The sequence below is a fragment of the Symbiobacterium terraclitae genome (assembly GCF_017874315.1).
In the GTDB taxonomy this organism is placed as follows: Bacteria; Bacillota; Sulfobacillia; order Symbiobacteriales; family Symbiobacteriaceae; genus Symbiobacterium; species Symbiobacterium terraclitae.
Map to the genome: position 1 here is coordinate 58,236 of NZ_JAGGLG010000023.1, position 6,628 is coordinate 64,863.

The following is a 6,628-nucleotide window of genomic DNA, read 5'->3' on the forward strand; positions in this document are numbered from 1 at the left end:
CCCCTCCTCACATGTCGATGCGCGCAATCCGCTGAGCCATCCAGTAGCCGCCGGCCACGGTGAGGAAGATGAGCCCAAGGGCCACCTGACCCCACCGGGTGGCGTGGAAGACACCCAGGTAGGTCGGGTTGGTCAGCCGGACCACCAGGTAGATCCCCAGGGGGATCAGGGCCAGGATGGCCGCTTCGGTGCGCTTCTGAGCCGTCATCACCTGAATCTCGCGTTCCACTGCCAGGCGGTCCGCGACCATGTGGGCCACGTTGCCCATGACATCCACGATGTTCCCGCCCCGCCTGCGGGTCGTCACCAGGGCTTCGACGAGCGCCGACACCTCCTCCAGCGGCACCCGGTCGCGGAGGCCGAGCAGGGCCTCGTCCACCGGCATGCCCAACTCCACTTCCCGGGCGGCCACCTCCAGCTCGTGGATCAGTTGCCCGCCGCCCGGATGGAGCCTCCGCAGGTCCGCGGCGCACCGCTGAAGGGCATTGGGCAGGGACTGGCCGGCCTTCAGGGAGGTCGCCAGGGAGAGCAGCGCTTCCTGGAGGTGGTCCCGCAGGACCTGGGCCCGGAGGTGCGCGAGGGCATCGCGCAGCGTGCTGGCCAGCAGGATTCCCGCCGGCAGGCTGATGAGCGCCGTCATCCAGGCGCCGGTGATGATGCCGACCAGCAGGAACAGGGCCGGCGGCACCAGCAGGAACAGACGCCGGTCGTCCCCGGCTTCCGCGGGCCGCCACGCCGGGGGAATCCCCTCACGCCACACCGGGAGCGCACCGGCGGACGTGCCGCCCGGGGCAAGGGCAAGGAAGAGCGCCGCTGCGGCGAGAGCAGCGATAAGGTAGACCATCACAATCCCTCCGGAAGCGTTACGCCGGCCATCCGGAACTTCTCCCGGCGGCCCACCGGGCGGCCCGCGGGAAGCAGCGCGCCGCACTCGAGGTCGTACTGGAAGACCGGCTCCGTCGCCACCTCGCCCCCGGCGGCACCCGTGACCTCGAGGATCTGCCAGAGCCTGCGGGAGCCGTCCGTCAGCCGCTCCAGGTGGAGGATGAAGTCGACGGCCGAGGCGACCTGCTGCCGGACCGCGGCCGCGGGCAGGTCCACGCCCGACATGAGCACCATGGTCTCGATGCGGGCCAGGGCGTCCCGGGCGGAGTTGGCGTGGACGGTCGTCAGCGATCCGTCGTGGCCGGTGTTCATCGCCTGCAGCATGTCCAGCGCCTCGCCGCCGCGGCACTCACCCACCACGATGCGGTCGGGCCGCATGCGCAGGGAGGCCCGCACCAGGTCGCGGATGGTCAGCGCCCCCTTGCCCTCCACGTTGGGGGGCCGGGCCTCGAGGCTCACGAGGTTCGGGATGCCGGTCAGCTGCAGCTCGGCCGAGTCCTCGATGGTGATCACCCGCTCATGCGCCGGGATCTTCATCGCCAGGGCGTTGAGGAAGGTCGTCTTGCCCGTGGACGTCCCCCCCGAGATCACCAGGTTGCACCGGGCCTGCACCAGCCGCTCCAGGAACTCCGCCGCAAGCGGCGTCAGGGTGCCGGCCTCGACCATCTGCTCCAGGCTCAGGGGGTGCTGGGGGAACTTGCGGATCGTGAGCACCGGCCCGACGAGCGACACAGGAGGCAGCACCACGTGTACCCGGGCGCCGCCGGGCAGGCGGGCGTCGACGATGGGCGTGGCCTCGTCCACCTTGCGGTTGACGCGGGCGACGATGCGCTCGATCAGGTGGAGGAGCTCGGCCTCGCTGCCGAAGGCCAGGGGCTGCCCGTCCTCCGTCAGGGCCGGCTCCGGATGGCCCGAACGCTCCACGAAGATGCGCCCCGGGCCGTTCACCATGATCTCCTTGACGGTGTCGTCCTGGAGCAGCGGGTCCAGCAGCCCGAAGCCGAAGATCTGGTACTGCAGCCTGTCGACCAGTGCCGCTTTCTCGTGGTGCGTGAGGTGGAGGTAGCCGAAGCGGTCCGCAAGCACCTCCTCCAGCAGAGCCCAGAGGCGATCCCGCATCTCGCGGTCGCTCAGGGCAGCCAGCGGCGCGTCGGTGCTGCGCAGGCGCTCCCGCACCGCCTCCAGCACCGGCCGCAGCCGCTCGTGTGTCCGGGGCGGACCGGCGGCTCCGCTCCTGCCCTGGCGGCGTTCGATCAGCTGACGCAGCCCGCCGTTCACGGGCCTTTCACCTCCTCGACGAGCGCCTCCAGCAGGCGGTCGAGGGCGCGCGCGGCCGGTCCCCCGGGCTTGAAGCCGGCAAACCGCCCCGTACCGTCGCCGGAGGACCGCGGCTCCTCGGGGATCCGCAGCGCCGGGCGGTACGGGAGGAACCCGAGCGCCTCCTCGACCGGCAGCGGCAGCTGTTCACGCACCCGGTTCAGCACGAGCCTCACCCGGCCGGGAGGGACCTGCAGCTCCCCCAGCAGCGCCTCCACCTGAACCAGGCGGTAGGCCGAGACCGCGTCGGGCAGGCCGACGAGGCAGACGGCATCGGCGGCCGCCATCGCTGCGGCCGTCCGGACGGTCATCTCAGCCGGTGTGTCGACCAGCGCGTAGGCGCAGCCACACGGCCCCAACAGGCGCAGCACCGCCTCCACGAGCTCCGGGCTGAGGTCGTCCATCGCGGCCGGGCCGGCGCTGGGCATCAGGTGAATGCCGGGCTCGGCCTCCACCAGGGCGCCTGCGATCCGGCCGGGGCCTTCCGGATCCCCGGCGAGCGCCTCAGGTGACAGCCCGCAGAGCTCTGCCCAGCCCCCCGCCTGGCGCACGCCCAGCAAAGGTACGGCACCGCCTCCGCTGCCCAGTTCCACCACCGCCACCCGGCTGCCGCGATCCCGCAGTTCCCGGGCGAGGTGGAGCAGCAGCGAGCTGGTGCCGGCGCCTCCCCGGGGGGAGTGGAAGGCGATGATCTTCCCGGTCGCGGGCGCTCCGGGGGCCAGCCCCAGCAGGTGCCGGAGCATGGCGGCCAGCCGGGCGGGGTCGGCGTCCGGGCAGTGGGCGATGCCCAGCTCGGCGGCCCTGCGCCGGACCAGGGGCGGGACCGCTCCGCTGGCGGCGCACAGCACCGCGTAGTGCGCGGCGGTCAGGTCCTGTGCGAGGGAGATCCCCTCCAGGCCGAGCCCCGCGTCGAGCACGACGGCATGGCTGGGCGAGGCGGCGAGCTGCTCGAGCAAGGCGTCAATGTCAGAGACGGCGACCGTCACCTGGAGCCCCATGGCGGGGTGCGCCTCCAGCCAGTCCCGGAAGCGCGCGGCGGCCGCGGGCGCCAGGCCGCATAGCGCCACACGGAGCGGCGTCATGGCAGGAGGCCCTCCAGGCGGCGCACAACCTTCACCGCCAGCCCGTCCGTGGCGGCGAGTACCGCGGGCACCTGCTCATCCGGCACCAGCACCGTGACCCGGTCCGCCTCCGCGTGAACGACGCGCGTCGCCGTCAGGATCCGGACCGCCTCGCGTCCCTCTCCCGGGATGACATAGAGATCGACCTCCTCGCCGGCCCGCAACTCGGGTGCGCCCACCCCCTCCGCGGGGAGGCTGACCACCCGCATCTCCCCTGGCCAAGCGCTCTCACGGCCCGCCGGCGCAGGGTCCAGGCTGACGTTTTCTCCGGGGACCAGCGCCTCGCCCGGGAGGATGGTGCGCGTGGCGTACCACGCTTCGGGGGCGTCGGCCGGGGTGTGCGGCAGCGCCTCCCGGGCCAGCAGGCGCCGGGTGGGGCCGTCCACCTCGACCAGCTGGAGCAGCCCTGCTGAGAGCTGCACGCCCGGAATGATCTCCTGGCGGGCGACCCAGATGACCTCGGTCTCGGACTCACCGGCCGAGCCGACCCCGGCGAGGTAGGTCACCGTGAGCACTGCTGCCGCCACGGCGCAGACGGTTGCCAGAAGATACCGCAGGCGGGGATTCATTCCATCCACCTCCTGCCCCTAATCACGGAGCAGGAGGCTGAATGGTTCAACGGATTAGGGTGATTTGGTCGCGTGATAAAGGGTTTGTGCGCAAACCGTGTGAGGGAGGGCATGCGCAGTGCAACCACAGCCGAACAGCGAGGGACCGCCGGGGCTGACTCCGCCGTCGGGGCGCTGCCGCAGGCGGTCGGGACTGAAGGGAGCGTACGGGGGCGTGGCCCTGGAGGTCGCACTGGTCCTGCCCGTGCTCTGCGCGCTGGTGATCGGCGGTTGGGTGTTGGCGTACATGGCGTTCGCCAAGGTGGCGCTCACCATGACCGCCAACCGGGCGGCCCGGGACTTCGCCGCGGCCACCGAGCTGCATGGCAGCCTGAAGGACGCCGACCGGGCTTACCGCTACGACGGAGGTTTCGCGGAGAGCTTCGGCCTGCCCCGCTGGGCGGTGCACGCCCTGATCATGCGGACGGCCGTGGGCGGGGGGAAAAGGGAGTCCGACCAGGCTGTGGTGGTGGCGACTTGCTACCGCCTCCCCCTCACCCTGCCCGGGGGCTTGCTGAACGGTCCACGGGAGGCGGAGGCGGCGGGACTGCCCGATGGCAGCGACCTACGGGAACTCCTGGAGCGGGTGGAGCGTGAATACCGGAACGCCTGGCGCGAGGTCGAGGCCGAGCGGGACGAGTGGGAGCGGCTGCTCAGCGAGGGCCGGGCGCTGTACGAACGAGGGCGCAGGCTGGCCGGCGAGGCCGGGTGGATGGGCGACCTGTTGCGGCAGGCGATCGAGGGGCCGCCGCCGGACCTCACCCCCTTCGACACCGCCGGTGCGGAGGGGCCGGACGACCTGGAGCGGGCCGTCCGCGCACTGTGCGAAGCCCCGGAGCCGCTGCGGGGCCGGTCGATCATCGTGACGGGCCGATCCGCCTACCTGCTCCAGAAGGTATTTGAACCCCAAGGGAGGCCGTAGCCGATGAAGAGGCTCCAATCTGAGCAGCGGGGCGGCATTGCGGTGGAGGCGGCGCTCACGCTGCCGCTGATCCTGCTCCTGACCCTGGGCGGCGCCTCCGTGCTCCTCTGGCTCCACCACAAGACGTGGCTGCAGGTGCTCGTGGCGGAGACCGCCCGGGAGCGGGCGGCGGATGCCACCTGGACCGGATACTACAAGGACGTCCGCGACACCCTGAGCGGGCCCGACTCCGGGCTCGTGCTGGTCGAAGCCCGCCTGGTGAGCTTCCACCTGCCGACCGACCCGCCGTTCGTGATGGCGGGCGCTTGCGCCGCGCCTGCAGGTTACGTGCCCTCCCTGCCCGTCCGGGCTGACGGGGGCGAAAGCGGCCCGCCCCGCCCCGCAGGGGGAGGCTGGCTGCAGCCCGTGTGGGAGTTGCGCTGGCAGCTGACCCGGTGGCTCCAGCGGGCCGAACGGGTGGCCGACCGGTTGGAGGAGTACGCCGACGAAGGGGTGGTGCTGGGCGAGCAGCTGGTCTGGTACCGCCGGGTGGCGGACAACCTGCTCCGCGGCACGCCCTTCCAGCGGCGCCAGGCCGTGGACTACCTCGCCGGCGGTGCCCTGGAGGAGGCCATGCGCATCCCCTGCCGGGGCGATGGTCCGGGCGATGCGGTGCTCGCGGCAAAGGCGGTGATCCAGGGTGAGCGGGCATTCGGGCAGCGCTAGGCGGCGGCAGGGCGGGTACGTCTCGGTCTACGTCGCGCTGGTGACCAGCCTGGTCCTGGTGCCGCTTGTCATGATGCTGATCGACTTCACGCTGCTGGCCTACTGGCGCACCAAGCTCCGCAGCACCGCCGACGCCCTGGCCATCGGCGCGGTGGCCGAGTCCCGGGAGTTCCACATCCCGATCCCCACCGAGTTCGTGGGTTACTTTCCGGTGAACGGGTACCTGCTCAACACCATTCACCTCACCAACCTGGATCCCGGAGGCTTCCGCACCCGGCTCGGGCCCGAGCTGCAGCACCTGGCGGGGCTGAATCGGGACCGAGTGGGCCCGCAGGTGGAGGTGCGGGTGGGGGAGGCCCGGGTGCTGCCGCTGGGCAACTTCATCTCGCCCTTCATGTACGTGCAGATTCCAGTGGAGGCGGAGGTGCCGCTTCTCACCCCGCTGCTGGGTCCGCTGCTCGGCAGCGACAAGCCGCAGTCCGTGACCCTGCGCGCCGAGAGCTGCGCCGCAGCCTGGTACCGCCCCGACGCCTGGGTCCACCGCTGGTGGGACGCAGACCTGGACACGCTGGTGAAGACCATCGACGCCGTGGTGAACGTGACCGACGAGCCGCAGAAGTACTACCGCCTGGTCAACTGCGTGGACGAGGGCTCCGACCTCTTCTCCCTGGCCGAGGTGGTACTCGCCGAGCACCTGATGCTGAACCCGGAGGTGCGCGAGATCCTCAGCGAGTGGGTGGGCGGCAAGCGGCAGAGCAAGGAGGTGAAGCGCGCCAGGGAGGGCATGCGGAACCTGCCCGAGCGCTGCGGTCCCGGCGACCCGTGCGTGAACCCGGACCGCGAGTCCATCGAGCGGTGGGGCCGGGACACGACCGAACGCAGGAGGGCGGAGGAGGAGGCCGAGCGGGCGCGCGCAGAGGCCGCCCGGAGGGCGGCCGAGTTGGATGAGAAGCACAGGGAAACGGAAACCATACCCTAGGAGCCTGTCTGAGTAAGCCAGTTCTGTAGGAGCAAAAGGGTTGGGTGTCCAATGTCTTCAGCATGAGCAAGAAGACGTATCGACCGTATGA

At 71.5% G+C, this 6,628-nt stretch carries 7 protein-coding genes; 3 read left to right on the plus strand and 4 right to left on the minus strand.

Going from position 1 to position 6,628, the window contains the following annotated elements; all coding sequences use genetic code 11:
• Nucleotides 1-7: 7 nt before the first annotated feature.
• From J2Z79_RS12850 to J2Z79_RS12865, 4 genes are read right to left on the minus strand one after another with little or no spacing between them, the layout of a single operon-like run.
• Nucleotides 8-844, minus strand: coding sequence for a type II secretion system F family protein (locus J2Z79_RS12850; protein WP_209467297.1), 837 nt, complete (start codon nt 842-844; stop codon nt 8-10).
• A complete protein-coding gene (locus J2Z79_RS12855; protein ID WP_342589484.1) occupies nt 844-2,163 on the minus strand; it encodes a TadA family conjugal transfer-associated ATPase in 1,320 nt (439 codons plus the stop codon). The genes J2Z79_RS12850 and J2Z79_RS12855 overlap by 1 nt, the downstream gene beginning before the upstream one ends.
• Entirely contained in the window at nt 2,160-3,284 is a 1,125-nt protein-coding gene (locus J2Z79_RS12860; protein WP_209467298.1) for a CpaE/TadZ family protein, read from the minus strand. The genes J2Z79_RS12855 and J2Z79_RS12860 overlap by 4 nt, the downstream gene beginning before the upstream one ends.
• Nucleotides 3,281-3,892, minus strand: coding sequence for a hypothetical protein (locus J2Z79_RS12865; RefSeq protein ID WP_209467299.1), 612 nt, complete (start codon nt 3,890-3,892; stop codon nt 3,281-3,283). Before J2Z79_RS12865 ends, J2Z79_RS12860 begins: the two co-directional genes overlap by 4 nt.
• A 118-nt stretch (nt 3,893-4,010) precedes the next feature.
• Here J2Z79_RS12865 and J2Z79_RS12870 point away from each other — a divergent pair, with 118 nt between their 5' ends.
• From J2Z79_RS12870 to J2Z79_RS12880, 3 genes are read left to right on the plus strand one after another with little or no spacing between them, the layout of a single operon-like run.
• The gene (locus J2Z79_RS12870) at nt 4,011-4,853 is read left to right on the plus strand and encodes a TadE family protein (RefSeq protein WP_209467300.1); all 843 of its coding nucleotides are present in this window, start codon (nt 4,011-4,013) and stop codon (nt 4,851-4,853) included.
• A gap of 3 nt (nt 4,854-4,856) precedes the next feature.
• Entirely contained in the window at nt 4,857-5,558 is a 702-nt protein-coding gene (locus tag J2Z79_RS12875) for a TadE/TadG family type IV pilus assembly protein (RefSeq protein WP_209467301.1), read from the plus strand.
• Nucleotides 5,533-6,537, plus strand: a complete 1,005-nt coding sequence (locus tag J2Z79_RS12880) for a TadE/TadG family type IV pilus assembly protein (RefSeq protein WP_209467302.1) — start codon at nt 5,533-5,535, stop codon at nt 6,535-6,537. Before J2Z79_RS12875 ends, J2Z79_RS12880 begins: the two co-directional genes overlap by 26 nt.
• Nucleotides 6,538-6,628 lie beyond the last annotated feature (91 nt).

Bases quoted from the DNA above. Each gene is read 5' to 3' on its own strand.
- J2Z79_RS12860 (WP_209467298.1), bottom strand. From the start codon at position 3,284: ATGACGCCGCTCCGTGTGGCGCTATGCGGCCTGGCGCCCGCGGCCGCC.
- J2Z79_RS12850 (WP_209467297.1), bottom strand. From the start codon at position 844: ATGGTCTACCTTATCGCTGCTCTCGCCGCAGCGGCGCTCTTCCTTGCC.
- J2Z79_RS12865 (WP_209467299.1), bottom strand. From the start codon at position 3,892: ATGAATCCCCGCCTGCGGTATCTTCTGGCAACCGTCTGCGCCGTGGCG.
- J2Z79_RS12875 (WP_209467301.1), top strand. From the start codon at position 4,857: ATGAAGAGGCTCCAATCTGAGCAGCGGGGCGGCATTGCGGTGGAGGCG.